This is a genomic window from Kitasatospora sp. NPDC001095, assembly GCF_053598615.1.
Genome location: NZ_JBSFKQ010000007.1, coordinates 172,003 through 197,702, shown reverse-complemented (window position 1 = coordinate 197,702; position 25,700 = coordinate 172,003). Strand labels below are relative to the sequence as shown.

The window sequence follows — 25,700 nt, the reverse complement described above, 5'->3', positions numbered from 1 at the left end:
GAGCCCGGGGCGGACGTGTCCGGGGCAGACGTGTCCGGGGCAGACGTTTCCGCGGTGGGGCGTTCCGGGGAGGGAGCGGGTGTGATCATCGACTTGCCGTTGGCTGAGACCAGGCACAGGTGCGCCGGAGACCTGGTGGACCTCGGGAACGAGCGGTTCCTGCGGGCGGTACTGGGCGGAGGGCACCTGATCCGCCACCGCAGCGTCGAGGTGATGTACGAGCGGCTCCGGCCCGTACCGCCGTACCCGGATTTCGCCGAGCCGGAGCCGACCTTCAGCCTGCTGCTGCGGGCCGCCCACGCCGCGTTCGCCGAGCACCTGCCGCTGAGCCTGTCCCCGGACGTGCTCTGGTACGCGGTGGTGCACGAGGTCGCGGTGCACGTACGGATGTACCCGCCGCGCTACCGGGCGCTGTTCGGCGCCGTCGGCGGGCGACGGGGCCCGATCGTGGTGCGGGACGACACCCTGGCAGGGCCGTCGGCGGGTTGGTCGGAGCCGGACTGGTCGCGATCGGTCCGACTGGTGCGGGAGCCGCTCGCGGCGGCCGTGGGCGCGGAACTGGTGGACCTGTTCCGACCGGACTTCTCCACCACGACGCCGGACGACGCCTCCTCGGCGCTGGTGGCGCTGATGGACGTGGTCAGTCCGTACTACGACTTCCGCTGGGAGACCCGCTGCGGGATCCCGCGGGTGCGGCTGGAGGGCACGGCCGGGGACTGGGCGCGGCTGGCGGCCGGGGTGGGCGCGCTGGCGCGACGCTTCGGCTGGCTGGCGCCATGGTTCGCGCAGCTGCGGCCGGTGGTGGACGAGATCGCCGCGACGGCGGCCGGCGGTCCCGTCGACGAGGAGTTCTGGCGCTCGCTGTTCAAGTGGCGAGAGATGTCCGGAGGGCCGCGGGTGACCGGTTGGCTCACCGCCTTCCTCGCCCACACCCAGACGCCTGACGGACCCAGGCTGCGGCGCTCCTTCGACTGGCGGGAGGCGGCGGGTCGCGAGTACCACCAGGGGGCGTTCGAGGTGAACGACTTCCCGTCGCACCTGTCGAGCGTGCCGTTCGTGTGGGAGGTGCTGGGGCGGGAGGTGCCGATGGTGCTGGTCGGCGGGGTCCTCGGGGTCGAACGGGACGGGGAGTACCTGCGGCCGCGGCTGGGGACGGCGGTCCTGGAGGCGGCGGGGTAGCGGCCGGGGATGGTCGGTACCGACTGGTCGGGAGGGACTGATCAGGGACGACTGGTCGGGGCGAGACTGCTCAGGGTCGACCGGTCGGGGCGGGGTCGACTGGTCGGAGGCCCGGGAGACCGGTCGGGCCGGACGGCGCGGAATGGGTCACGTCGGCGGTCCATTAACCTTGAGTGGAGACAATCCCGGCCGTCAGCCTGCCCAGGCTCCGGTTCCCATGCTCAGAGAGAGGTTCGCCCCGTGGACACTGCCGACCGAGCGCACGCCCCGGTCGTCGTCGCCATCGACGGACCCTCCGGCTCCGGCAAGTCGACCGTCTCGCGGGCGGTCGCCGCCAGGCTGGGCCTGAGCTTCCTGGACACCGGCGCCATGTACCGGGCGATGACCTGGTGGATGCTGGCCAACGACGTCGACGTCGACGACCCGGAGGCCGTGGCCGTCGCGTGCGGCAAGCCGGTGATCGTCTCGGGCACCGACGCCGACGGCCCCACCATCACGGTGGACGGCCAGGACGTGTCCGGCCCGATCCGCGGCCCCGAGGTGACCGCCAAGGTCAGCGCCGTGTCCGCGGTGCCGGCCGTACGGTCCCGGCTGGTGGAGCTCCAGCGCGGCTGCGCCGAGGTCGCCGAGCGCGGCATCGTCGCCGAGGGCCGGGACATGGGGAGCGTGGTGTTCCCGGACGCTACCGTCAAGGTCTTCCTGACCGCCTCCGAGGAGGCACGGGCCGCCCGCCGGGCGGCCGAGCTGCGCGCCAAGGGCGTGGACGAGGCGACCATCACCGCGATGGCCGCCGACCTCGCCCGCCGCGACGCCGCCGACTCCTCGCGGAAGACGGCCCCGCTGACCCAGGCCGCGGACGCGGTCCTGGTGGACACCAGCGACCTCACCCTGGAGCAGGTGATCGACCGGATCGCCGGGCTGGTGGAGGAGCGGGCCGGACTGTCCGCGGTCTGACCGGCTGCCGCCGGTCCGATCAGGACCGGTCCGACCGGCCTTCGGGCCTTCGGGCCGACCAACGAGTGAACCGCGGGCCGTCGAGGCGCCGCGGAGACAACCACCGCGCTGCCCCGAACGGGGCAGGTACGCACGGCACGCCCCTGGGAAGGGCCGGGCCGGGAAACGGAACAGACGAACATGACCGCAGAGCACGCCGCCACCGGCCACGGTGAGCTGGACGCCGCCGACTACGCCGAGTTCATGGCGCTCGCCGCCGAGGAGGGCTTCGACCTCGACGGCTTCGACGCCGTGGACGGTGCCGAGCACGTCCGACTGCCGGTACTGGCCGTGGTCGGCCGCCCGAACGTCGGCAAGTCGACCCTGGTGAACCGCATCATCGGCCGCCGCGAGGCCGTCGTCGAGGACAAGCCGGGCGTCACCCGCGACCGGGTCACCTACGAGGCCAGCTGGAACGGCCGCCGCTTCAAGGTCGTCGACACCGGCGGCTGGGAGATCGACGTCCTCGGCATCGACGCCATGGTGGCCGCCCAGGCCGAGCTGGGCATCGAGCAGGCCGACGCGGTGCTGTTCGTGGTGGACGCCACCGTCGGTGCCACCGACACCGACGAGGCGCTGATCAAGATCATCCGGCGGGCGGGCAAGCCGACCGTCCTGTGCGCCAACAAGGTCGACGGCCCCTCCACCGAGGCCGAGGCCGCCTACCTGTGGTCGCTCGGCCTCGGCGAGCCGTACCCGGTCTCCGCCCTGCACGGCCGCGGCTCCGGCGACCTGCTGGACGCCGTCATGAACGCCCTGCCCGAGGCCCCGCCGCAGACCTTCGGCGACGCCGCCCCCGGCGGCCCGCGCCGCATCGCGCTGATCGGCCGGCCCAACGTCGGCAAGTCCAGCCTGCTGAACAAGGTCGCCGGCGAGGAGCGCGTCGTCGTCAACGAGCTGGCCGGCACCACCCGCGACCCGGTCGACGAGATGATCGAGCTCGGCGGCAAGACCTGGAAGTTCGTGGACACCGCCGGTATCCGCCGCCGGGTGCACCTGACCGCCGGCGCCGACTTCTACGCCTCGCTGCGCACCGCCTCCGCGCTGGAGAAGGCCGAGGTCGCGGTCGTCCTGATCGACGCCAGCGAGACCCTCGCCGAGCAGGACACCCGGATCATCTCGATGGCCGTCGAGGCCGGGCGCGCCGTCGTCATCGCCTACAACAAGTGGGACCAGCTGGACGAGGAGCGCCGCTACTACCTGGAGCGCGAGATCGAGCGCGACCTCGTCCAGGTGCAGTGGGCCCCGCGCGTCAACGTCTCGGCCAAGACCGGCCGGCACATGGAGAAGCTCGTCCCGGCGGTCGAGACCGCGCTGGAGGGCTGGGAGACCCGCATCCCGACCGCGCGCCTGAACGCCTTCCTGGGCGAGCTGGTCGCCGCCCACCCGCACCCGATCCGCGGTGGCAAGCAGCCGCGCATCCTGTTCGGCACCCAGGCGGGCATCCGTCCGCCGCGCTTCGTGCTGTTCGCCTCGGGCTTCCTGGAGGCCGGCTACCGGCGCTTCATCGAGCGCCGGCTGCGCGAGGAGTTCGGATTCGTGGGGACCCCGATCTCGATCTCGGTGCGGGTCCGGGAGAAGCGCAAGAAGAAGTAGTGGGCAGGAGCGGTCGGTCCGCTGATCGACCGACCGCCGGCCGGAGGGCCTCGCCACGGTGGTGGCGGGGCCCTCCGGCGTTTCCGGGCTCGGCCGGGGTTCCCGTTTGCGGTCCCTGCTCGGGGTGCGGGCCGGGCGTCAGCGGTGGTCGGCTCCTGCTCGGGGTGCGGGCCAGACGTCAGCGGTGGTCGGCTCCTGCTCGGGGTGCGGGCCAGACGTCAGCGGTGGTCGGTTCCTGCTTGAGGTGTGGGCCGGGCGTCAGCGGTGGTCGGCGGTGGGGCCCGGGGGCAGGGAGAGCATCTGGCGGTGGCGACCGCCGCCGCCGGGCGAGGAAGGGGCGGGGGCGAGGCCGGTGGCCGTGCCCATCACCGGGGCGGGCGCGGGTGGCGTCGGCGGTACGGGTGCCGGCACCGGCAGCGAGTGTGGGGCCGCGCCCAGGTAGCCGGCCGCCACCCAGCCCTGACCGTTGGTGAACTGGGCAGCGGGCACGGCGGGTTGGGCCTGGACGGGTGCCGAGGTGGTGTGGCCGAGGCCGTCGCTGGTGGGGGCGGTGGGCTCGGGACGGCCGGCGGAGTGGCCGTGGCGGTGGTGGCCGGTGCTGTGGCTTCCGATGTGGCTTTCAGCGGTGTGACCGCCGGTGTGACTGCCGGGGTGGGGGTTGGCGTGGGCCCCGGTGGTGTGACTGCCCGGGTGGGGGCTGGTGTGGGTGCCGGTGTGACCGCCGGAGTGGCCGTGTTGCTGGGCGCCGGTGTGACTGCTGGTGTGCCCCCGGTCGTGCCCACCGGTATGACCGGACTGCTGGCCGCCGGCGGGGCCCGAGCCGTGGCTCTGGGGGCCCGGAACGAACTGGGGCAGGCCCGGCACCTGGCCCGCGAGGGTGTGGAACGCCTGCTGCTGGGGCGGGTACGAGCGCTGTTCGCCGAGCAGCGGGTAACCGTCGCGGACCGCGAAGCCGGTGAACTTCAGGTCCTCCTCGCCCGAGCGGTCGCCGGGAAGGGCACGGAAGAGGCGCCGGTACTCGGAGTACAGCTCGTCGTAGATCGGCGTGGCGGAGTGCGGGTGCTCGGCGTCGTACGAGGGGCGCATGCCCGGGATCGAGCGCGAGGCGGTGGCGGACCTGCCGGGGGACGCGGAGACGTCGTAGCTGTACACGTAGGGGCCAACGAGCGAGAGGGGCGGGGGATGCGGGGCGCGGGAGTGCGGGCACACCCACACGCCGGGGCGGGGAGGGGCGGGTGCGCCGGGCGGAGTGCAGGCACGCCGGGGCGCGGCGGGCACGCGCCCCCCGGAAGGCGGCCGTGGGGGTGGGCGGCCGCCCTCCGGCGGGTCGGGCGCGGAGGCGGATCAGGTACCGGCGAGCGGGAGGGAGGCGGCCACCACCTGACCCAGCGCCACCGCCCGCTCCAGCGCCTGGCGCAGCAGGTCCTCGCGGGGCTGCCGGCCGACCATGCCGGCCGGCACGGCGTACATCGTCACCTCGGAGAGCTGGCTGGCGGCCATCCGCCAGGCGTCGGTGACCTGGAGCGGCTGGTGGGCCTGCCACCAGCCGGTGCTGCCGCCGGCCGCGGCGGGCTGGAGGACCGCGTGCAGCTTGCCCATCGCGACCAGGACGGACCAGCCGGGCAGCTGTTCCGGGGTCTCGTCCAGGTCGGTGACCGGCTGGAAGCCGGCGTCCTGGAGCAGGTCGAGGAACTCGTCCTCGCCCGAGGTGCTGCCGGGGCGGCCGACCGGGCCGGTCGGCTCGACCACCAGCGCGGCGTGCCCGACCTTGCCCTGCAGGACCAGCCCGCAGGTGATGCCGAGAATGGCGGCCTGGCCGGGGGCGCTCGGCTGGGTCGGGGCCGGACCGGCGGGCGGGGCCGGGGCGGGGGCCGGGGCGGGGGCTTGCGGTACGGCAGCGGGGACGGCGAGGTCCGGGCCGCCGGGCTGGGACTGGCTGATGCTGCGGACGGCACCGGCCAGCTGCTCCTCGGAGACCGGTACGACCTGGGAGGGGATGCAGCGGGCGTGTGCGAAGGCGAGGACGGCCGTCTCGTCGCCGACGAACAGCACGGTGCTGGTGGGTTCCACGTGCGTGTCGCCGGGGGTTCGGCAGGAGGTGCACTCGTAGCTGTCGGGGGCGCGGTCGCCGCCTAGCAGGCGGTCGGCCTCGTCGTCGCCGATCTCGGACCGGACCTCGTCGCTGACGTCGAGCATGCGCGGCACAGGGTCTCCTCGGATGGGTGTGGATGGGGTTCGGGGGCGGACACGGGGAGGTCGTCATGCCCAACGGGCCCTTGTGTCAGGCGTCACGGGTGCCCGTCGAGGCTGACGGGAATTGCGTCGGATCCGACCGCATGGCGTGTTCTCGTGGTCGCAATCTGTCGATGTCGGTGCCAAGGCTGCCGAAGTCAAGCAGTGAGGTGAGTCACGCGGCCTGGATGTTTGATCTAGGAATCGACGGCCAAAGCGGACATTTCGGGCATGCTTTTCTGGTTGTTACCCTCGGTAACCCCTGGCTGAGCTGGGCAGACCGCCGAGGTTTTGGTTTCCGCACCGACCGGCTCGTAGCTTCTTCGTCGGCGCAACGAGCGCCACCCGGGTTCACCCCCGACGCACGGCTCCCCGGTTCGCCGGGCGTGGCTGATGCCCGCCGACGCGATCGCTCGAACAGGTCGCTCGGCGAGCGGCTGGGTGGCCGGGGCGGCAGCGGCACGTCCGACACGTGCACGGCCGTCCGACGGACGCGGCAAGCGATCGCGGCCCTCCCCAGGGCCTGGTTCCGCATGCCCGCCCGGGGCTGTCGAGAGGAACCCCATGACCTTCCGTAACGAGACCGCCGCTGCCACCACCTCCGCCGCCACCAAGCGCAACCGCGTTCGGATGGCCGTCGTGGCGGGCGCCGCTGTCGCGGCCCTGCCGGTGGCCGGCCTCGTCACGGCCACCTCGGCCTCCGCTGCCTCCGTCGCCACCTGGGACGCCGTCGCCCAGTGCGAGAGCGGCGGCAACTGGGCCATCAACACCGGCAACGGTTTCTACGGCGGTCTGCAGTTCACCTCCAGCACCTGGGCCGCGTTCGGCGGCACCGCCTACGCCCCGCAGGCCAACCTGGCCACCAAGGCGCAGCAGATCGCCGTCGCCGAGAAGGTCCTCGCCTCCCAGGGCCCGGGCGCCTGGCCCGTCTGCTCCGTCAAGGCCGGTCTGACCAAGGGCGGCGCCCCGGCCGCCGTCGACACCTCGGCGGGCTCGACCGCCGCCAAGCCGGCGCAGGCCCCGAAGGCCGCCGCCAAGCCGGCCGAGGCCCCGAAGGCCGCCCCCAAGGCCCAGGCCGCGCCGAAGAACGACGCTGCCGCGCCGAAGACCGACGCCCAGAAGCCCGCGCCGAAGGCCGACCAGGGTGCCAAGTCCTGGAACCGCTCGAACGACGCCAAGCCGGCCGACAAGGGCAGCTACACCGTCAAGGCCGGTGACACCCTGAGCTCCATCGCCGCCGCGCAGGGCGTGGACTGGCACGACCTGTACAAGAACAACGCCAAGGTCATCGGCGGCAACCCGGACCTGATCTTCCCGGGCCAGGCCCTCAGCATCTGAGGTCTCGCCCAGCACTCGAGGCCCTGTGGGTAGCCGGTACCGGCTGCTCGGGCTTCACGGTGCCGGTGCCCGGTCGGGCGCCACTGTGTCGACGTGTCGATGTGCCGAGGTGTTCGGCTTTCTGGGTCGAGGCGTTCGGCTCCCACGGCCGCTTCTCCACCGTGCGGGTTCCCCCGCCGGTCGGGGGAGCGGCCGTCGGCGTTTCGCGGCTTCCCGCGACGCTTCGCGGCGTCTCGTGGTGTTCTGCGATGCTTCGCGGTGTTCGGCGGTGTTCGGTGCTGCTCTGCGGTGTTCGGCGTGGTGCCCGGGTGCCCGGGTGTCACCGTGGCGGCGTCGCCGGCCTTCCTGCGGGCGGGAGTTGGGACTCCCGGGGTGCGCCCGCCGTCGGTGGTGGGGCTGGGCCCGGGCGGTCGCGGTGCGGGAGGATGGTGGGGTGATCCAGGGCGAGTTGTTCAGCGATCCGAGCGGGTTCCCGGGCGGACGCGATCGTTCCGAGCCGGCCCCCGGCGCCGTTCTGCTCCCCGGTTGGTTGGACCTCGAAGCGCAGCGCCGGCTGGTCGGTGCCTGCCGGGAGTGGGCCCGTCCGCCGGCCGGCCTGCACACCGTGCGGATGCCCACCGGCGGGATGATGTCCGTCCGGATGGTGAGCCTCGGCCTGCACTGGTACCCGTACGGGTACCGGCGGGTCGCCGAGGACGGCGCGCCCGTCAAACCGTTCCCGTCGCTGCTCGGGGACCTGGCGCGCAGGGCCGTCGCCGAGGCGTACGGGGCCGCGGTGGGGGAGATCGCGGGCGCGGCGACGTACGCGCCGGACATCGCGATCGTCAACCACTACGCGCACGGCGCGAAGATGGGTCTCCACCAGGACCGCGACGAGCGGGCCGACGCGCCGGTGGTGTCGCTCTCGCTGGGCGACGGCTGCGTCTTCCGGCTCGGGAACACCGAGACCAGGACCCGGCCGTGGACGGACCTGGAACTGCGCAGCGGGGACCTGCTGGTGTTCGGCGGCCCGGTCCGGTTCGCGTACCACGGGGTCGTGCGGACGCTGCCGGGGACGGCCGATCCGGCGCTGGGGCTGACCGGGCGGCTCAACATCACGGTGCGGGAGTCGGGGCTGGGGGAGTAGCCGGGGAGGGTTTCCCTGGGGGGCGCGAGGTCGTCCCGTCCGCCACTGGTTCGCCGGTTCACCGACTTGCCAGTTCACCGACTCACTGACTGAGTGACTCGCCGACTCGCCGACTCGCCGACTCGTCTACTCGTTCGAGTGAACTGGGGGTTCCGGGCCGCTGTGCGGGAATGACCAGGGTCGCCGGAGAATTCGAGTGAGCTGGAGAATTCGTTCGAAGTCAGGAGAGGAAGCGTGTGCGCATGAGTACCCCCGTCGACGATCTTGTCGATCTGCTCGACCTCGAGCAGATCGAACTCAACATCTTCCGTGGGCGCAGCCCCGAGGAGGCGCTGCAGCGGACGTTCGGCGGTCAGGTCGCCGGGCAGGCGCTGGTCGCGGCAGGGCGCACGGTGGATGACGAGCGCCCGGTCCACTCGCTGCACGCCTACTTCCTGCGCCCCGGTGTCCCCGGGGTGCCGATCGTCTACCAGGTCGACCGGATCAGGGACGGTCGCTCCTTCACCACCCGCCGGGTGCTAGGCATCCAGGGTGGCCGGTCGATCTTCGCGCTCACGGCCGACTTCCACAGACCCGAGGAAGCGGGTATCGAGCACCAGTACCCGATGCCTGCCGTCGCCGCCCCCGAGGGCCTGCCGAGCGCGCTGGACGAGGTCGGCTCCCGGCTCGGCGAGCTGCCCCCGTTCATCAGCCGCCGCCAGCCCTTCGACATCCGGTACGTCGACCGGCTGCGGTGGAGCAAGGATGAGCTGGCGGGAGTCGAGGCGCGCAGCGGCGTCTGGCTGCGCACCAACGGCCCGCTGCCGGACGATCCGCTGATACACGTCTGCGCCCTCACCTATGCCAGTGACATGACGCTGCTGGACGCCGTCCGGGCCCCGGTCGAGCCACTGTGGGGCGAGCGGAACTTCGACATGGCCTCGCTCGACCACGCGATGTGGTTCCACCAGCCGTTCCGGACGGACGACTGGCTGCTGTACCAGCAGGAGTCCCCGATCGCGCACGGCGCGCGCGGCCTGGCACGTGGGCAGATCTTCGACCGGCACGGCCGTCTGGTGGTGTCCGTGGTGCAGGAAGGGCTGTTCCGTCCGCTGAAGCGCCACGACGGGTAGGTGATGCCCGTGGCCGGTGTCGCCGTGCCCGGTGCTGGCGTGCCTGGTGTTGTCGGGCCCTGTGTCGTGCCGACGTGTGTTGTGCCCCGTTTCGGTGTGTTGCCGCCGTGTTGCGGTTTCGGCGGTTTCGAGCCGACGGGAATGATCCGTCCGCGTGGACGGTGTTGTGGATGACCGAGGCGGGCGGCCCGAACGGCGGGCCGTCCACGGACAGACCGGGAGGGTGGACCGATGACGGCGACGGCCGCGGAGGACTGGAAGCACTGGAGCGACGGTCGGGCGGCGTCGGTGAGCGCGCCGCACGGCCAGCTCGCACTCACTGGCACGCACTGGCTGGAGCCGGAGCCCGCCGAGATCCCCGGCCTGCCCGGGCGCTGGTGGGCCGACGCCGAGGGCGTCCGGGTCCGGGCGGAGGCGTCCGACGGCATCATGGTCGACGGCGTCGGCGCACCGGTGGACGGCGACGTGCTGCTCCGCCCGGACAGCGACCCGGCCGCCGACACCGCCACCCTGGGCGCCCTGCTGCTCGTCCCGATCGAACGCGAGGGCGAGCTGGCCCTTCGGGTCTTCGACCCGGCGGCACCCCGGCGGACCGCGTTCGCGGGCATCGCCGCCTACCCGTACGCGCCCGAGTGGGCGGTGCCCGCCGTCTTCACCCCGTTCGAGGACGGTGACGCGCAGTCGGTCGTGGTCCCGAACGCCGACGGGCGGGAGCGCCCGCTGGCCGTCTCCGGGCAGATCGCCTTCACCGTGGCGGGCGAGCACCGCACCCTGACCGTCAGCAGGTCGGGCGAGCGGCTCAGCGGTGTGATCGCCGACGCGACCAGCGGCATCGACACCTACCGCTTCCGCTTCATCACCCTGCCGGCACCCGACGCCCAGGGCCGTACCGTCCTCGACCTCAACCGGGCCTACCTGCCGCCGTGCGCCTTCTCGGACCACTTCATCTGCCCGTTCCCGCCGCCGGGCAACCGGCTGGACTTCGCGGTGGAGGCGGGGGAGAAGCAGGTGCTGAGCCGGTAGCGGGCGGGGGCGGCGCCCTGCTCGCGGCGGGGCCCGGTGCGAGGGCGTCCGGGGGCGGAGCGGAGCATGGGGGGCTATGTCGAACAATCAACATTCCACCCCGTCCTCCTCTCCCTCGCCCGCTTCGCCCCCTCCGTCGTCCGTCGCGGAGCCCGAACCCGAACCCCAACTCGATTCCGGGCCGGGGGACGGCCCCGGGCCGGAGGCAGCTGCCGGTGCGCCCTGGTACCGGCGGGCGTTCGCCGATCTCAGCCCGCTGCGCGACCACCCGGACTACCGCCGCGTCTGGGCCGGACAGGCCATCTCCTCCATAGGCCAGCAGATGACGGCCGTCGCCGTCTCCGTCCAGGTCTACGACCTGACCGGCTCCGCCTTCGCGACCGGGCTCGTCGGCATCTTCTCCCTCGTCCCGCTGGTCGCCTTCGGCCTCTACGGCGGCGCCATCGCCGACACCGTCGACCGGCGGCGGCTGGGCCTGATCGGCTCGACGGGCCTGGCGGTCGTCTCCGCCGTCCTGGCCGCGCAGGCGCTCGCCGGCCTCGGCCTGGTCGCCGTCCTGTACGCCGCCGTCGCAGTCCAGGCCGGCTTCTTCGCGATCAGCTCGCCCGCCCGCTCAGCGATGATCCCCCGCCTGGTGCCCAGCCACCAGCTCCCGGCGGCGAACGCTCTGAACACCGTCAGCATGAACCTCGGCCTCACCGTCGGCCCGATGCTCGGCGGCGTCCTGATCGGCGCGTACGGCGCCCAGGCCGCCTACCTGATCGACACCGTCGCCTTCACCGCCACCCTCTACGCGATGTGGCGCCTGCCCGCCATGCGGCCGCTCGGCGAGCGCAAGGGCCGCGCCTCCGTCCTCGACGGCCTGCGCTTCCTGCGTGAGCAGCCCAACCTGCGCACCAGCTTCCTCGCCGACCTGGCCGCGATGGTCTTCGGCATGCCGCGCGCCCTCTTCCCGGCCATCGCGATCACCTTCTACGGCGGCGACGCCGGCACCGTCGGCCTGCTGGTCTCCGCCCCGGCCGTCGGCGCCCTGGTCGGCGCGCTCTTCTCCGGCTGGGTCGGCCGCGTGCGCCGTCAGGGCCTCGCCGTCCTCGCCGCCGTCGCCGCCTGGGGCCTGGCCATCGCGGCCTTCGGCGCCCTCCACAACCTCTGGCTCGGCCTCCTGCTGCTCGCGGTCGCGGGCTGCGCCGACACCATCAGCATGATCTTCCGCAACACGATGATGCAGGTCGCAGCCCCGGACGAGATGCGTGGCCGCCTCCAGGGCATCTTCATCGTCGTCGTGGCCGGCGGCCCCCGCCTCGGCGACTTCGAGTCCGGCACCGTCGCCGCCCTCACCAACCCCGCCACCTCCGTGATCACCGGCGGCCTCGCCTGCGTCGCCGCCGTCCTCCTCCTTGCCGCCCGCCGCCCCGCCTTCCTCGCCTACGACGCCCGCCACCCCACCCCCTGAACCACCCAACCCCGAACCTGGCAGCGAGCACCCCCCGACGTGCTGTATTGTTTTCCACGTCGCCGGGACAACCGGAGACAAGGTCGAGAAGCCCACAGCAGAGCCCCCCAGGCCCCGCTGTAGGCACCGAGACCACGGGACGTGGCGCAGCTTGGTAGCGCACTTGACTGGGGGTCAAGGGGTCGCAGGTTCAAATCCTGTCGTCCCGACGTAAGTCGGAAAGGCCGTTGGCCGGGTTAACGCCCAGGTCAGCGGCCTTTTGCATGACATGGCGTCAGATTTAACAAGCGGTTGTTCGCATGCGGTTGGGGACCAGTTGGGGACCAAGTGGTCTCGAAGTGGTCGCATCCGGGGGGCAAGGGGTCTCCCAATGGGTATTTCCCGCCTCGAAATTGACTACCCACGGTGACCGAGACCGAATCGTAATCATCGATTTTTCGACACCCCCTGACGCAATCCGGCCATGTTCTCGGGCAGTTGAGCGACCGTCCCCGAATCTGTCAAGACGTCAGCCGATTTGGTGACCTCGCGCCGGAGGCGCCGCGCGCCGCCTCCCGGATGCTTCCGTAGGCCCGCTCGGGGACCTGCTTGCGACCCCTGATCATCTACGCACGGTGACCATCGCCGCGACGGCGCGAGTGGGAGAATCGGCCGACGACCACGAGCGCGCGGAGGCCGCGGGGTGCTGGCACGCGAGTTCCGACACAAGGGAGCCGGCCCACTGCTGGGCGCCCGACGGCCCGGCGAGCAGGGGTCCTTCGGACCGTACGGATCGGGCGACCGGGCCGACTCGGCGACCGGCCGCCGCTTTGAGCCCGGCGAGCAGGAGGAAGGGACCGCACATGCCGAGTCATGATCCGGCCCACGGGCCGTCGCCACACAGCGTCGAACCCGGCGACGCGGCACCGCTCGGGCCGTGGGCCGGGGCGCAGGTCACGGCCTGGCGCGGCAAGACCGGCACCCTCTGGCACGCCGACCCGAACTGCCACGCCCTGCGCAGTCGAGTGGTGGAGGAGGTCTTCGTCCAGCCCACCGAGGGCACCCTGGGCGACCGCAGGCTGCCGGAGAACCTGCACTGCCCGCCGTCGGGCCCGCTGCGGGACTACCTCATCGCGGCCCGGAAACTGGAGAAGTACGAGCGCGCGACCGAGATCGGGCACGAGCAACTCGCCAACGGTCAGCTGCCGGTGATCGCCTTCGGCACACTGGCAGCCCGGAGCGACGTGATCGACGCACTGGAAAGCGATCCGATGGAGTCCTCCTGGCGCTCGGCCCGCCGACGCCGCGACGAACTGGTCGACCAGGCCCGCCCCCTGCTCACTGAGCGCCTCCCGCTGCTGCTGGCCGCACAGTGGGTGCTCACCGGCAAGACCGCGCGCCAGTACCAGCACCGCTACACCGACTTCGCCGACGCCGTCATCGACGCGTTCGAGAACGAGGGCCTCGCGTTCTTCGGCTTCTACGACTACGTCACCAAGGACCTGCTCCCGCGCTGGCTGCACGACATTACAGCCGGCCATGTCCCCGATCAGGCAAGCGAGCGGATGGCGGCGGAAGAAGAGCGCCGCCTGGAGAGTTCCCCCCAGCGACCGGACCCCGAGGCTGTCCGCCGCGTGGGGCAGACCGTCGCGCGCATCGGACAGGACTGGGCGCGCCGCCTCGCGGACCTCGCCGCGGCGCACAACGGCGAGGTGATCGCGTTGTTCAACGCGGAGCGGTTGCCGATGGACAAGCCGCTGCGCGACCTGTTCACTACCGTGCTGCCCTGCGCCCACCTGCACACCCGCGACTTCGCGTGGACCGTGGGCCGCGTCCCGGCGGTGCTCAGCCAGTTCTTCTCCGACGAGGACGCTGGCCAGCGGATCGGCCTGACCCTGGACCCCGACGATGTGGATGTCTTCGACCCGGCGACGTGCGCCCTGTTCCTGCGCAACCTCGTGACACAGCTCGGCCAGCCGGGCCTCGCCGACTACGTCGAGGCCAGCGTCGGCGCCGCGGCATCGGACGACGTCCGAGCCGACTACCCGGCAGCACGGCTGAGGTGGCCACACGAGGGCTTGGTCTACGTCTATCCGGGACTCGGGATGACCCGCGAAGACCTGCTGCCCGCGCTCCACGCGGCCAAGAGCGGGGTGAAGTTCCCGGTTCTCGGGCAATGACCCGTGGCCGTCCCGCGATGGTGCCGCACCGGTGACGTGCGGAGGGACATTCCGGAGCAGCTTCGAGAGGTAGCCGCCGGGATTGCTGCGATGGTGCCGCACCGGTTGCGGAGGGGGATCGCTAACCTCGGTAGCCACGCCGGGCTGATCGAGCTTCGATGGTGTCGCTCCGGTGGGGTAACGGAGGAACTGCTCCAGGGCGCAAAGGGGCGCTGGCCGGCCTAGGCTGCGATGGTGCCGCACCGATGAGGTGCGGAGGAACCCGGACTGACGCTCTCGAAAATGTTGAGGACCAGGCTGCTGCGATGGTGCGGCACCGAGACGGTGCGGAGGGGCCGTGGCTCAGGAGCCGAAGTACTACATGACCGCCGAGCTGTGATAGTGCCTCACCGGGATGGTGTCGAAGGACGGCGATCGTCCTAGTTGACGTGGACGAGTGCGCCATACTGCGATGGTGCCGCACCGGCAAGGTGCGGAGGAACTTCGATCTGCCCGCACAGGTCGGACATGTCCTTGAAGCTGCGATGGTGCCGCACTGGTGATGTGCGTAGGGGGCGCCTTCCAGCCCGCGACCTCGCCGGAGGAAGGGACGCTGTGATCGTGCCGCGCCGGCGAGGTACGGAGGATGCCCTTGCCCGGATCGGTGCAGCTGCAGATCACCAGGCGTCGATGATGCCGCGCCGGGACGGTGCGGAGCGGCGAGGCCAAGGCCGAGGCCATGCGGGTGAAGGAGACGCTGTGATGGTGCCGCACTGGTGAAGTGCGGAGGTGATGGACTACGCCCACGCCCACGGCATGTGCATGCTGGGATGGAGCCGCACTAATGACGTGCGGAGGCGCCGGTGTCGAACTGCACGGTGCCCGCCGGTGCGGTGAGCCTGCGATGGTGCCGCACCGGGACGGTGCGGCACGACCACCACCCGAACGAGCGGACCCGCAAGCGCTCGGCGCTGCGATGGAGCCGCACCGGTGAGGTACGGAGGAACTTTCGCTTCTGTCGAGCGACGGTGGCAGGCACGGGAAGCTGCGATGGCGCCGCGCTGGAGAGACGCGGAAGAACTGCTCGACCCGAGGGTTCGGCTCCACCTGGCCAACGGGCTGTGATGATGCAGCACTGGCGTGCGGAGGGACCATCGACATGGTGGCCGGCGCGCAGCAGCAGGACCTGCGGCGATGGTGCCGCGCCGGAGAGGCGCAGAGGATCGTCACCAAGATCGCTCACGTGCTCCACGCGCACAAGCTGCGATGGTGCCGCACCGGTGAGGGCGGAGGAACCTGATCGTGGAGGTCGTGGTCCCGGTCTGCCCGGTGCTGTGATGGTGCCGCGCCGGAGAGACGTGGAGGAGCCCGCGCTTCTGGAGGGCTGGCCGGACCCGTGGTCGCCGTGATGGTGCCGTACTGGGACGGTGCGGGAGCGACGTGGGGAGCACGCGCACTGATCCGTTACCCCCTCGGGTGCTGCGATGGTGCCGCACCAGGACGGTGCGGAGCGACCTCGTGCAGCCGGTACATCCTGCCGACCTCCGGGATGCCGCGATGGTGCCGCACCGGTGAGGTGCGGAGACGTGTTGCGAGCGCCCGGCCCACGCGCGCGATGTAGCCGAGGCTGCGATGGTGCCGCACTTGTTCGGTGCGGAGGCACGGCGCCATCCTGGCGATCCGCGGGTTCCGGCACTGGATGCTGCGATGGTGCTGCACTTGGATGGTGCGGAGCGAGCCGCCTATCTGGTGCTCGCCGGACTGGGCAACAACCTGCTGCGATGGAGCCGCACTTGTGAGGTGCGGAGGTATGACGCACGAGCAGTTCGACGCGGCGCGCGCCATGATGCTGCGATGCTGCCGCACTAGTGAGGTGCGGAGGCGCCGTCCGTGCGACTGAGGGCCTTGAACGCAGGCTGGTAGCTTCGACGGAGCCGTACCGGGGCGGTGCGGAAGAGCGACGGCCACCTTACGCTCAAGGACCCGCTGCTACTGCTTCGATGGAGCCCACGCCAAGGAACTCCGCCTGCGCCGTGTCGACCTCAGACTCGGAACGACGCTGATCGAGACCCAGCCCGGCCAAGTCGCTCGGGTACTGCGATGGCGCCGCACTTGTTCGGTGCGGAGGCACCGGAGCCGGCCGGATCTGGGGCTGCAAGGGCCTCAAGCTGCAACGGAGCCGCACCAGTGAGGTGCGGAAACGCACTCGGGAGTGGCCGGCACCGCCACCGGCCTCGACCTGCTGCGATGGAGCCGCACCGGTGAGGTGCGGATACGTCGCGCCATCCGTCGTTCTGGTCGTGGACGACCCCGTCACTGCGATGGAGCCGCGCCGGAGTGGTGCGGAGCGATGAGCCGCCAAGGAAGTCATCGCGAAAGGGGCTACCGCTGCGATGGTGCCGCACCGGGGCGGTGCGGAGCGACCAGACCCTCAGCAGCAGTGGTCTGCGCTCGGGGTGGCTGCGATGGTGCCGCACCGAGATGGTACGGAGCGACGGGTGACCACCGTGCCGGTGACGGTCGTGCCCGCGAGGCTGCGATGGTGGCGCACCGGGATGGTACGGAGTGACCTCCTCGAACGCCTCGCCCTTGTCCTCGTACCCCAGCTGCGATGGTGCCGTACCGAAGCGGTGTGGAGGCGCCACCCGGGCCGGTGCCGGGGTTGACGATGGTGGTGGCGCTGCGATGATGCCGCGCCGAAGTGGCGCGGAGGCACTCGCTCTCTTCGGTACGCGCCTGACCCTGATCAGCCAGCTGGGATGGAGGCGCACCGAGGTAGTGCGGAGGTGACCGAAGCCCGGCGACGTGGTCAAGCAGGCCGCGGTCTGGCTGCGATGGTGCCGCACCGAAGTGGTGCGGAGGTACGAGCCCGGAGGCCGGCGTTCAGTGCGTCCCCTGGACGCTGCGATGGTGCCGCACCGGGGATGGTGCGGAGGAGTCAGGTGCACCTCGCGTACAACGCGGGCAGCGTAAACGCTGGGATGGTGCCGCACCGGCGAGGTGCGGAGGAGCTGAGGCGTGCAGGACCGACCACGACTTGGGGGCGGAGCTGCGATGGTGCCGCACCGAAGTGGTGCGGAGGAGCTCACGGGACAGGTGCTGGGCGAAGCTGGCCGCGGTGCTGCGATGGTGCCGCACCGGCGAGGTGCGGAGGAGCCTCGTCGCCGACGACGGCATCCTCAGCGTCCTGACGCTGCGATGGTGCCGCACCGGCAAGGTGCGGAGCGACAGGCGGGGCCGACGCGCCAGCCGATCTCGACGAAGCTGCGATGGTGCCGCACCGAAGTCCTGTGGAAGCGCCGCGCTCGACGATCTCGCGCATGATGGACTTCTTGCCGCGATGGAGCCGCACCAGAGTGGTGCGTAGGCGCCGGCAAGGGCGTCCTGCTGCGCCGGCGTCGTCAGCTGGCTGCGATGGTGCCGCACCGGCGAGGTGCGGAGCGACACGCCATTCAGCGGGCGATGGGCCGTCGGCGGTCGATGCTGCGATGCTGCCGCACCTGGATGGTGCGGAGCGACGCGCGTTCTCGGATGACAGCTTGTCCGCGACCACCGCGCTGCGATGGTGCCGCACCCGGATGGTGCGGAGCGATGACCTCGCGGAAAGCGTCCTTGTAACGCATCTGCGAGCTGCGATGGTGCCACACTGGGATGGTGCAGGGCGACCCCAACCAGTCGAAGTAGGGGATCATCACATCCTCGCTGCGATGGTGCCGCACCAGGGAGGTAGGGAGGAAGTTCCCTAGTACAAGCGCGTCTCCATGACTGCCACGATGCTGTGATGGTGCCGCACCGATGTGGTGCGGAGCGACTGCGTGCAGCCCACCGGTAACGAATCCGGGTTCGTGCTGCGATGGTGCCGCACCGGTGAAGTGCGGAGGAAGCCGCTACCGCATCTCGGATGCGGCGTGGGCGGACATGCTGCGATGATGCCGCACCCGTGAGGTGCGGAGGAGCTTGTCGAGGAGCCAGATCAGCCGGTAGCAGAGCTTGCTGCGATGGTGCCGCGCCGATGACGCGGGGAGCAACGGTATCTGGGCTGCTGATTGTTCGGTGAATGATCTGATCGCCGAGCAAGTGCGGTGACTTTTCTGCCCACTTCAGACATCTTGCTTGGGTGTGCGCCGGGGGTTTCGTGGCGCGCTTGTGGTTCCGAAGTCGGGGTTGTCGTGACGTCGGTGGGGGCGATCGGCGTTGTGCAGTTGTCAAGGTCCGGGTTCGTGCGGGTGACCGGCGGTGGGGTTCAGGGCCAGAGGGGACGACCTGCGGCGAGGGGGCTGGCGTACTTCGATGTGCCTGTTCGAGGTGCGGTGTAGAGGGCGGTGACGCCGAGGTTGGTCAGCATTCTGGCATTGCGGCTCGCGCCAGGTTCGGGAGCTCGGACGGCGGGGTGTTCGAGCAGGACGGTGACGGCGGTGGTCGTGAGTGGTGGTGTCCAAGCCGGCCAGCGCAGCGCGCCGCCGTCGGTGGTCTCCCAGCTGGTGGCGGCTTCTGTTCGGCCGATGGCGGTGAGGCGGAAGGTACCGAGGGCGTGGAGGGCGAGCCAGGTGGGGCCGGGGGCGCCGCGCTGGTAGGCCTCGCCTTCGGGATTAGTGTGGGCGTCACCGAGGGCGCGGTAGTCCAGATTGGCCGGCGCGTACTCGGGGACGCGGCGCCAGCCGGTCAGGGCGGACCGGATCTGCAGGGGATCCTCGTGGCATCCTTCGACGGCCTTCTGCACCACGATGGCCAGGGTCATGCGTCCGCTGGTGGCGATCAGCGGGGTGGTGCGAGTGCGGCGTACCACCGTGTTCCCGGAGCCCCCAGTTTTGGTGTCGGGCGTGAACTCCCGGAAGCACATGCTGTTGGTAAGCGCGGCCAGCCAGCGGGCCAGGCGGCTGCCGTCTTCTCGTTCGGCCCGGGCGAGTCGGCGCAGGAGGTCGTGGTTGGCGTCGAGACGCATCCGCAGAGCGTCGTTGCGTGCCGTGGGGTCGTCGTCCCGGGGGATGGTCAGCAGGCCTGGGGCGTACGGGAGCGGGTCGACAGCGGCTGCCGGGTTCTCGGGTTCCGCCCCGTTGACCTTCTTCTTGCTCCGTTGGGCGGGCTTGGGCGGGAGATGGCTGGTGAGGAGCTCCGTGAGGGTGTCGAGGGCGAGGGGCTGGCCGGTGGTGAGGACGGCTGCTCCGGCCGGGCCCTTCCAGTGGAGGCGGGGCTTTGCGGGCAGGACGGCCGTGGTGAGTTCGAGGACGCCAAGGGCGGCGAGGAAGCCGAGCGGGTCGTCGGCGCGCAGTGCGGGCAGTTCGAGCTGGTGCACGTCAGTTGCCTTCTTCGGAGCAGGCGATGTCGGCGAGACGCAGGACCGTCTCGAGGAGGGCCAGGCCCCAGAAGCCGTAGCGCTGGTTCAGCGCGTCGAAGCGGTCCGGGCCGTTCCAGTCGGTGCCGATCACCGTGCTGGAGACCGTGATAGTGGTGTCGTCGGGCATGGTGCACTCGACGAGGACGGGCTCGGGGTCGGCGAACGCGGGCAGCATCGGACGGGCGTAGCCGTGGTGGGCGGCGACGAGGTGGGTAACGAGGTCGTGGTCGATGCCTTGGGCGGCTGCGGGGTCGGTGGCGAGCCATGCCTGTACGGCGGCGGCGCTGAGGGCTTCGTGGCGCAGGTCCTTGGACCAGTTGGCCAGCCGGGCGGCGCGTCGGCGGGCGGTGCGGTCGGCGGGGTCCATGCCGGACTTGGCGAGGGGTTCGGGCAGGGATTCGGCGAGCAGGCGGTCACCGGAGCAGAGCATGCACTGGAACCGCGGGTGGTCCTTTCCGCAGTCGTGGGCCCGGGCCGCCAGCTCGACGGCGTCGACTAGGTCGTCGGGCAGCCCGATGGCCCGGGCGAAGTCGCGGGCGCGTTCGCCGACGGCCTGGTGGTGGTGCTTGAGGGTGACGGCGCGGGTGAGGCTGCTGCTGTCCGGGTCCTCGTCGTCGACGGCGATCCGGTAGCGGCTGGCGTCGATGAGCCGGGGCGGAACGAGGACGATCCGGCCCGGGCCACCGTGGTCGATCAGCACTACCCCGGCCGCTGCCTCCCGGCCGGTGCGCCAGTCGGCGACCTCCAGCAGGGTCTCCAGGCGCCGGCGCAGTACCGGGGTGTGCCGGGAGTGGCCGTCAGGTGGGGTGTCGGTGGGCAGGGCGGCGAGCAGCCGGGTGATCGCGGTACGGATCGCGTCGGTCGTGCTCAAGGCGTCCGGGTCGCTGGGGTCTGCGGTGAGGTCGGTGTGGGCCTGCTTGATGATCGGGGTGAACTGCTCGGGGGCGGCGCCGGTGGTGCTGGCCAGGACGGCTGCGTCGAGGCGCAGTGGGGTGCGGGTGTTGTCGGTGGGGTGGTCGCCGAGGTCGGGGACGAGGGTGTCGGGGTTGGCGGTCCAGCCGTAGGCGTCGTGGCCGCCGGCTGTGGTGGGCAGGACGAGGGTGGCGCCGGGTTTCAGGTCCCCGGTGGCGCGCGGGGTGGTCCAGGTGCCGTCGGTCTCGCGTTGGAGGACGGTGGTGCGCAGGCGGGTGGGTGGGTTGCGGGGTTCGGGGGTGGTGTCGGCGTCGGGGCCTTCGAGGTCGCTGGTGTCGGGGGTCGCGCGGGGTTCGGTGAGGAAGCGGCGCACTGTGGCCAGAGGCAGGGCGAGGGTTTCGGCGGTGTGGACGGGGGTGGCGCGGACGTGCTCGGCGAGGGTCTCGGGGTCGGTGGTGTCGGTGGGGAGGTCGGCGCGCCACAGGAGTTGGACTTCGGGCTGACCGGTGTCCAGGCCATGGAGGAAGGGGGCGGGGGATTCGTCGGGGACGGGGATGGGGCTGGTGCGGGCGAAGGCGCCCAGGCGTACCTGCTCGACCGGGGGGATGTGTTCGCCGGCCCGGGTGAGCGGTGCGGTGTCGGTGCCGTCCAGCAGGCCGGGCAGGGTGGCGGGGTTGAGGACCAGGCCGTCGAGGAGGTGGGGGGTCAGCTCGGCAGGGTCCTGGCTGTCGTACGGCGTGGTGTGCTGGGTGAGCCACTGCCAGGTGTTGGCGGCGGCCGGGCCGTAGACGGGGAGGCGGTCGGGGTCCTCGGGGTTGTGGGTGCGTACGAGGATCGCGGGCGCGGGGCCGAGTTCGCCGCGGCGGTCGAGGCGTCCGAGGCGTTGCAGGGCGGAGGCCCAGTCGCCGCATTCGCTGACCATCGCCCCGAAGGTGCAGTCGATTCCCACTTCGAGGGTCTGGGTGCTGATCACGACGAGGGGGCGCTCGCGGCTGGGGTCGATGCCGTCGAGGAGTTCGGCCAGCGGGCCGGTGACAAGCAGGTCGCGCTCCGCGGGCCGGCAGCGGCCGGTCAGCAGCAGCACGTCCACGTCGGTGCGCCGAGCCAGCGCTTCGTGGGCGGCGCGGGCGTGGGAGATGGTGTTGGCGATCACCGCTACCGCGGGCAGCCGCAGGACGGGCAGGACGGCATCCAGGCCGGTCTCGGCCGCGAGGGCGAACGCCTCGGCGGGCTTCTTGGACCAGCCGCTGGCGTCCAGCAGCGTCACGTGGCGCTTGGCCGCGATCCGCCGGCCGGCGATCGGGTGGTTGCGGTCGTCTTCACCGATGCCCAGGCGGGAACGGCCGCTGGTGGCACTGGTCGCCGACAGACTCACCACCCGAAGCGCCCGGGCCGCCAACTCCCCGCGCACCGCCGTCTGCTGGTAGAACACGGTGTCGGCGGCGGTCGCGAGCAGGGCCTTCGACAGGTGGGCCTCGTCCAGGGCAAGCAGGGCGTCGTGCCCGGTCAGGGCGGCGTCGATCGGAGCGCGCTGCGGGGAGGTGTGGTAGCCGCGGAACAGCAGGCGGCTGCCGAACTGGTCCACGGTCGAGGTCACCACCAGCGGCTGGGCCGGACTGCGCACCCAGTTCGACTCCCAGCGGGTGCCACCGCGCATCCGCACCACCTCCAGCGGCAACGCTCCGCCGCCGAGGTCACGAAGCGATGTGGCCACCCTTGCCCGCACCGAACCGGCCGGCGCCCCGGGGAGCGCCGCGGCCAGTTCCGTGGCGTGTTGGTGGGCCTGGTCGACTACCAGGCGCCGGTCGACGCAGAAGAACAGCCGTAGCGGCACCTTCCGGTGCGCGCGAGCCTGCCCGCGGGCGTGTTCCCAAGCGAGGAGGAAGAGCCAGATGTCGATGAACGTGGTCTTGCCCAGCGCGGTGGGGACGTCGAGGTCGGGCCAGTCCGCGCCGCCCGCCACGGAGTCCAGGTAGGCGCTCTGCCACGGGAACGGAGCCCAGCCCTCGCACCCGGCGCACACCGTAGTCGCGGCCCCGTCGGGGCAGTGGGTGTGGTGGTGAACCTCCCGGAAGAAGTCCGGGAACTCGGCCGCATCGATCGCCGGCAGCCGCTCGGTGCCCGTCACTGGTCGTCCTCCTCAAAACCGGGTTCCGGGCGACACAGGCCCAGGCCGAAGTTTCGCTTGCTGCCCAAAACCACCGGTCCCGTCACCGGCACCGGGAAGGTCAGACGCACGTGGCAGCTCGGCAGCGGCCGCTCTCCGTCCTTGCGGCGGACCGGGAACCCGTGCACGCCGCGCGCCCCGGGTACGAGGCCGGCGCGCGGGCTGACCTGTACCCGCGCGGGTTCGGGCAGCCCGGCCGCGACGCAACTGGTCGCGACCGAGTCCGCCCACGCGCCTTGCTCGTACTTCTTGGGGAAGCGGTCGAGGACCATCGGCAGCACCGTGGTCCACACCGTCGAGGGCCCCTGCCACGTGCCCGGCTGGATGGTCTGCGGCCACTCGTCGTGGTCGGCGGGACTGACCCGTACAAGGTCCAGCAGTTCCCCGTCTTCGAACCGGATCCAGCGCAAGCCCCCGTCATTTCGAAGGAGGGCAGCGAGCAGTGCCTTGCGGTCCTGTTTCGGCATCTCGCGGGGCAGGGCGATGCCGAGGCCGCGAAGCATCCCGTCGGCGTGGCGGTGGCCGGCGAACGGCAGCGCGAGGTAGGCCACCGGCCGTGGGCCGTCCGGGCTGTTCTTGTGGCCGTGGACCGTGGTCATCGCCTCGACGTCGTGGCCCATCGCCTCCAACGTGCCCATCACCGTGCTCCGCAGCCGGCCGGTCAGTTCCAGCGTCCACCGCGGGTCCAGCGCCACGCCCGGGGCGAACGAGAACGTCAGCAGATCACCGAACGGCCCATCCGCCACCGGCCTTTCGGGCCGGTCGGTGTGGTCGGGATCGAGGTAGTGGTGGGTGACCGACTGGCTCCAGGACGACCGCTGCTCCTCGAAGGCCTCCTCCAGCCAGGCCAGATACCCGCGGTAGGGGATCCGGATCGGCCGCGAGCCCTTCGGGTACTCCCCGGTGGCGGCAGGCCTCCAGCGCCGCCGCCACTCGTCGTCGGCTTCGTCGGGGCCGCACCAGGCGTCCAGCAGCCCGGCCCCGGTCGATCGCCCGAAGTACGGCACTCGCAAGGCCAGTTCCTTCAGCACCGGGGCGAGCTCCTCGCCGGGCTCCGCGGCCCAGCTGAACACCATCCGCGTACCGGACAGCGTCTTTTGCGCCCACCTGCGCGGCACACCGCCGGCGGTACGTCCCGGCAACAGAGTATGGGTCGCGTTGGTCGGGTCCACGATGTTGGTCACCACCCACGCTGCGCGCGGGTGCTCCGCCTCCAGCGGCCTGGCCGGCACCGTGACCACGGGCGGCTCCTGCGCCTCCAGCCAGGTCAGCGCCATCCGGTGCGCGGCGTCTTCGAGGTCGGCGTGCGCGACCAGCGCGCAGAACAGGCGGGCCGGGTGGGGCGGCCACTCCGCGCGCTCGCCGTCCATGGCGGTGGCCTGGTAGAGCGGCTCCAGCAGCTCCACCGAGATGTGGAAAGGCATGACGCTCTACTCGCCTTCCGCCTCGCCGATGCCCTCCAGGCGGAACGAGCGCTCGATCGCCTGCTGCACCTGAGCGTTCGGGCGCAGCCGCACCGGCTCCTTCGACCACTTGAGGCCCGCCTCCTCGGCCCGCGAGCGCGCGAACTCGAACAGCTCCAGCGCCTGCGCCGCCGTGTCCAGCTCCAGCGGCTCCGTCACCGCCACGCCCTCACGCCCGCGGCCGACCCACTCGATCCGCTCCGACACCAGCAGCAGGTCGCAGCCCGACCGCAGCCGCACCGCCGGCGCCGCGAACGCCAGCCGGTCCCCCAGCAGCGCCAGCGCCGCCAGCAGGGCCCTCGCCGCCCGCACGTACTCCTTCGGCGCGTCACCGAAGCGCAGAGCCCTCAGGCCCGCCAAGGCCAGCGTCGCGTTCCGCTCGATCGCCCGGACCGTCACCCCGCCCATGCCCTCGACCGGCGGGATCATGCCGTGCCCGACCGCCGACACCTTGAGCGCCTTCCCCTTGCCGCCCTTCTTGCCCGTGCCGTCGACCGGCTTCCACCCGTCGGCGGTCAGCTCCACGTTGTCTCCGGGGAAGTTCCACTTGTCGAAGCGCCCCGCCGCCCGCTTCCCGGACAGCGGATCCAGACCCACCATCTCCGAGGTGTAGGTACGCGGCACCTTCAGCTGCACCCGGCGCTTGCGGTGCGAGTCCCAGATGCCGAACACCAGGTCCGACGGCGCCGACTCCAGGAAGGCCCGCACGTCCCCCGTGCCTGTCTCACGCAGTGCCTGCCCGGTGTCCGTCTCGTCGAACTTCACACCGGCCTCGTCCACCGCGTCCCGGAAGTAGGCATCACGGGAGCGGTGCGGGGCGTCCAGGTTCGTCATCCGAAGCGCCCGGCCTTCCGCGGTCACGTGCAGTGCCAGATGCGGCACCACCGCATCACCCTGATCGACGGCCTCCAACAGGGCCGTCTCACAGCGGTTCGCCTGCGACTGCCGCTGGTCCAGCAGCACCACCTTGACAGCCTCCCCACCAACCCACCGGTCCTCGAACAGCTGACCCGGCCCGTCGCCCTCCTTCTGCTTGACCTTCACGGTCGGCGGCGCCACCGGCGCCCCCACACCGGCCACCGGCTCGTACTGGGCCACAACCCGGATTGCACCGTCCGCCGACAGCCCGCTCGCCGCCTCAGCCAACCGCTCGTACAGCGCCTTCATGGAACCCTCCTCGGGTACTAACCTCTCGGACAGTCCGCATCGAAGCAGCCCCCACCGACAGTCGTCACTCTTTGGAGTGACGAATCGTCAGAAGTTTTTCATGGGGTGGAAGTTGGACTATAATGCGCCGAATCTTGGTGGCAGATGGCAGTGATCACCCAAGATGTCGAGTTGGCGAGATGACATGCGTCATCGCGTCGACGACCTTTCTGCGCCGCAGGATCGTACGTGGCGGCGAGCTCTTGCCGGCACCGCCGTCACCGGCCATTCCCTGACGTCGTCCATCGAGAAAAGACGAGGCTGCGGTAGAGCTGAGCAGCCGTGTTGTGCAGGTCGGTGAACCCGGCGGAGGAGAGGATCATGCCCGCTGGCTTGACGTGAAAACCGGTCATCGGACCCCCGATTGTCCGTCCCCGTTCACGGGCCGGTGCCGCCGAGACCAGGTTCGACGGTGTCGGGCCGCCCG

Annotated in this window: 16 protein-coding genes and 1 tRNA gene; 10 read left to right on the top strand and 7 right to left on the bottom strand. The window is 71.6% G+C overall.

Going from position 1 to position 25,700, the window contains the following annotated elements; translation table 11 throughout:
- The first annotated feature begins 81 nt into the window (after positions 1-81).
- The 3 genes from ACWDBB_RS09695 to der all read left to right on the top strand — a co-directional run bounded on the left by ACWDBB_RS09695 (position 82) and on the right by der (position 3,768).
- Positions 82-1,179 carry a DUF4419 domain-containing protein gene (locus tag ACWDBB_RS09695; protein WP_449789060.1) on the top strand — a complete coding sequence of 366 codons (1,098 nt, stop codon included), beginning with the start codon at positions 82-84 and terminating at the stop codon, positions 1,177-1,179.
- Between the two features lie 240 nt (positions 1,180-1,419).
- Positions 1,420-2,133 carry a (d)CMP kinase gene (gene cmk, locus ACWDBB_RS09690; protein WP_392922892.1) on the top strand — a complete coding sequence of 238 codons (714 nt, stop codon included), beginning with the start codon at positions 1,420-1,422 and terminating at the stop codon, positions 2,131-2,133.
- 180 nt (positions 2,134-2,313) lie between these two features.
- A complete protein-coding gene (gene der / locus ACWDBB_RS09685) occupies positions 2,314-3,768 on the top strand; it encodes a ribosome biogenesis GTPase Der (RefSeq protein ID WP_449789059.1) in 1,455 nt (484 codons plus the stop codon).
- A 258-nt stretch (positions 3,769-4,026) separates the two neighbouring features.
- Here the strand turns inward: der and ACWDBB_RS09680 are convergent, their stop codons facing one another.
- Positions 4,027-4,920 carry a hypothetical protein gene (locus ACWDBB_RS09680; RefSeq protein WP_449789058.1) on the bottom strand — a complete coding sequence of 298 codons (894 nt, stop codon included), beginning with the start codon at positions 4,918-4,920 and terminating at the stop codon, positions 4,027-4,029.
- A 192-nt stretch (positions 4,921-5,112) separates the two neighbouring features.
- Positions 5,113-5,964: a hypothetical protein gene (locus ACWDBB_RS09675; protein WP_449789057.1), complete on the bottom strand. Its 852-nt coding sequence runs from the start codon at positions 5,962-5,964 to the stop codon at positions 5,113-5,115.
- A gap of 600 nt (positions 5,965-6,564) precedes the next feature.
- Here ACWDBB_RS09675 and ACWDBB_RS09670 point away from each other — a divergent pair.
- The 7 genes from ACWDBB_RS09670 to ACWDBB_RS09640 all read left to right on the top strand — a co-directional run bounded on the left by ACWDBB_RS09670 (position 6,565) and on the right by ACWDBB_RS09640 (position 14,211).
- Positions 6,565-7,338: a transglycosylase family protein gene (locus tag ACWDBB_RS09670; RefSeq protein ID WP_449789056.1), complete on the top strand. Its 774-nt coding sequence runs from the start codon at positions 6,565-6,567 to the stop codon at positions 7,336-7,338.
- Positions 7,339-7,774: 436 nt separating this feature from the next.
- Positions 7,775-8,464: an alpha-ketoglutarate-dependent dioxygenase AlkB family protein gene (locus ACWDBB_RS09665; protein WP_449789089.1), complete on the top strand. Its 690-nt coding sequence runs from the start codon at positions 7,775-7,777 to the stop codon at positions 8,462-8,464.
- A 242-nt stretch (positions 8,465-8,706) separates the two neighbouring features.
- Complete coding sequence (locus tag ACWDBB_RS09660) at positions 8,707-9,576, top strand: acyl-CoA thioesterase (protein WP_449789055.1); 870 nt, start codon at positions 8,707-8,709, stop codon at positions 9,574-9,576.
- A 231-nt stretch (positions 9,577-9,807) separates the two neighbouring features.
- On the top strand, positions 9,808-10,599 hold the full coding sequence (locus ACWDBB_RS09655; RefSeq protein WP_449789054.1) for a DUF1684 domain-containing protein: 792 nt from the start codon (positions 9,808-9,810) through the stop codon (positions 10,597-10,599).
- Between the two features lie 76 nt (positions 10,600-10,675).
- The gene (locus ACWDBB_RS09650; protein WP_449789053.1) at positions 10,676-12,052 is read left to right on the top strand and encodes an MFS transporter; all 1,377 of its coding nucleotides are present in this window, start codon (positions 10,676-10,678) and stop codon (positions 12,050-12,052) included.
- A 135-nt stretch (positions 12,053-12,187) separates the two neighbouring features.
- A tRNA-Pro gene (locus ACWDBB_RS09645) sits at positions 12,188-12,261 on the top strand.
- A gap of 633 nt (positions 12,262-12,894) precedes the next feature.
- A complete protein-coding gene (locus ACWDBB_RS09640) occupies positions 12,895-14,211 on the top strand; it encodes a hypothetical protein (protein ID WP_449789052.1) in 1,317 nt (438 codons plus the stop codon).
- 4,222 nt (positions 14,212-18,433) lie between these two features.
- On the opposite strand, the gene ACWDBB_RS09635 is transcribed toward ACWDBB_RS09640, so the two are convergent.
- The 5 genes from ACWDBB_RS09635 to ACWDBB_RS09615 all read right to left on the bottom strand — a co-directional run bounded on the left by ACWDBB_RS09635 (position 18,434) and on the right by ACWDBB_RS09615 (position 25,626).
- Positions 18,434-19,483: a type I-G CRISPR-associated protein, Cas3-extension family gene (locus ACWDBB_RS09635; RefSeq protein WP_449789051.1), complete on the bottom strand. Its 1,050-nt coding sequence runs from the start codon at positions 19,481-19,483 to the stop codon at positions 18,434-18,436.
- 1 nt (position 19,484) lies between these two features.
- Positions 19,485-22,565 (bottom strand): type I-G CRISPR-associated helicase/endonuclease Cas3g, encoded by a 3,081-nt coding sequence (gene cas3g, locus ACWDBB_RS09630; RefSeq protein ID WP_449789050.1) that lies wholly within the window; start codon positions 22,563-22,565, stop codon positions 19,485-19,487.
- The gene (csb2, locus tag ACWDBB_RS09625) at positions 22,562-24,028 is read right to left on the bottom strand and encodes a type I-G CRISPR-associated protein Csb2 (protein WP_449789049.1); all 1,467 of its coding nucleotides are present in this window, start codon (positions 24,026-24,028) and stop codon (positions 22,562-22,564) included. The genes cas3g and csb2 overlap by 4 nt, the downstream gene beginning before the upstream one ends.
- Before the next feature lie 6 nt (positions 24,029-24,034).
- Complete coding sequence (gene cas7g, locus ACWDBB_RS09620; RefSeq protein WP_449789048.1) at positions 24,035-25,234, bottom strand: type I-G CRISPR-associated RAMP protein Csb1/Cas7g; 1,200 nt, start codon at positions 25,232-25,234, stop codon at positions 24,035-24,037.
- Positions 25,235-25,491: 257 nt separating this feature from the next.
- On the bottom strand, positions 25,492-25,626 hold the full coding sequence (locus ACWDBB_RS09615; protein WP_449789047.1) for a hypothetical protein: 135 nt from the start codon (positions 25,624-25,626) through the stop codon (positions 25,492-25,494).
- Positions 25,627-25,700: the final 74 nt, after the last annotated feature.

Coding starts and splice junctions, on each gene's coding strand:
- ACWDBB_RS09670 (WP_449789056.1), top strand. CDS start 6,565: ATGACCTTCCGTAACGAGACCGCCGCTGCCACCACCTCCGCCGCCACC.
- ACWDBB_RS09675 (WP_449789057.1), bottom strand. CDS start 5,964: ATGCTCGACGTCAGCGACGAGGTCCGGTCCGAGATCGGCGACGACGAG.
- ACWDBB_RS09650 (WP_449789053.1), top strand. CDS start 10,676: ATGTCGAACAATCAACATTCCACCCCGTCCTCCTCTCCCTCGCCCGCT.
- ACWDBB_RS09615 (WP_449789047.1), bottom strand. CDS start 25,626: ATGACCGGTTTTCACGTCAAGCCAGCGGGCATGATCCTCTCCTCCGCC.
- ACWDBB_RS09655 (WP_449789054.1), top strand. CDS start 9,808: ATGACGGCGACGGCCGCGGAGGACTGGAAGCACTGGAGCGACGGTCGG.
- ACWDBB_RS09660 (WP_449789055.1), top strand. CDS start 8,707: ATGAGTACCCCCGTCGACGATCTTGTCGATCTGCTCGACCTCGAGCAG.
- ACWDBB_RS09640 (WP_449789052.1), top strand. CDS start 12,895: ATGCCGAGTCATGATCCGGCCCACGGGCCGTCGCCACACAGCGTCGAA.
- der (WP_449789059.1), top strand. CDS start 2,314: ATGACCGCAGAGCACGCCGCCACCGGCCACGGTGAGCTGGACGCCGCC.
- csb2 (WP_449789049.1), bottom strand. CDS start 24,028: ATGCCTTTCCACATCTCGGTGGAGCTGCTGGAGCCGCTCTACCAGGCC.
- cas7g (WP_449789048.1), bottom strand. CDS start 25,234: ATGAAGGCGCTGTACGAGCGGTTGGCTGAGGCGGCGAGCGGGCTGTCG.